This window comes from Rugosimonospora africana (assembly GCF_016862975.1).
GTDB lineage: Bacteria > Actinomycetota > Actinomycetes > Mycobacteriales > Micromonosporaceae > Rugosimonospora > Rugosimonospora africana.
Genome location: NZ_BONZ01000182.1, coordinates 1 through 982, shown reverse-complemented (window position 1 = coordinate 982; position 982 = coordinate 1). Strand labels below are relative to the sequence as shown.

Below are 982 nucleotides of genomic sequence, written 5' to 3'. Positions count from 1 at the left end.
GGAGTTGTTCGAGCGGCAGGTGGTGGCCTCGCCGGAGGCGCTCGCGGTGATCTGCGGGGATCAGCGGGTCTCGTATCGGCAGTTGGCTGGTCGGGTTAACCAGCTGGCGAGGCTGTTGGTCGAGGCTGGGGTGGGACCGGAGTCAGTCGTCGCCTTGGCCCTGCCCCGGTCGGTGGACCTGGTCACCGCGGTGTTGGCGGTGATGACCGCAGGTGGGGCCTACCTACCAATCGACCCAGACTACCCAGCCCAACGGATCGCGTTCATGCTCACCGACGCCACACCAGTCGCACTGCTGACCACGACCGACACCGCCGCGGGCCTACCACCACACGAAACCACCATCATGCTGCTGGACGACCCCGACGTTCAGACACTGCTCGACGCGTACTCGGAAGCCCCAATCACCGACACCGACCGCACCAGCCCCCTCCTACCGGCACACCCGGCCTACATCATCTACACCTCCGGCTCGACCGGCCAACCCAAAGGCGCGGTCATCGAGCACCGCAGCGTCGTCAGTCTCTTGCAATCAACCGAAGATGCGTTTCTCTTCACTGCCGACGACGCCTGGACTCTCTACCACTCGTATGCCTTTGACTTCTCGGTTTGGGAGGTGTGGGGGGCACTGGCGTTCGGCGGCAGACTCATTGTTCCCTCGGTGGAGGTCGTGCGCTCGCCGGTCGAATTCGCCAGGTTGCTGGTCGCCGAGAGGGTCACCGTCCTTAACCAGACACCCGCGGCCTTCTACCAACTCGAGCAGGCAGACCGAGAGTTGCCGGAGGGGCAACGGCCCACTGCACTGCGGCTGGTCATCTTCGGCGGCGAGGCGTTGGACTTCGGGCGGCTCAACAGTTGGTACCAGCGCCGGGAGTACGACGCGCCTCGGCTGGTGAACATGTACGGGATCACGGAGACGACCGTGCACACCACACTCTTCGTCATCGACGAGGAAGCTGTGGCGGCACGCAGGAGAAGTGTT

At 64.6% G+C, this 982-nt stretch carries 1 protein-coding gene; it reads left to right on the top strand.

Annotation, left to right across the window (positions count from 1 at the left end; genetic code table 11):
- Positions 1-982, top strand: a 982-nt coding sequence (locus Raf01_RS49115) for an AMP-binding protein (protein ID WP_203925075.1), incomplete at both ends; no start/stop codon positions are given.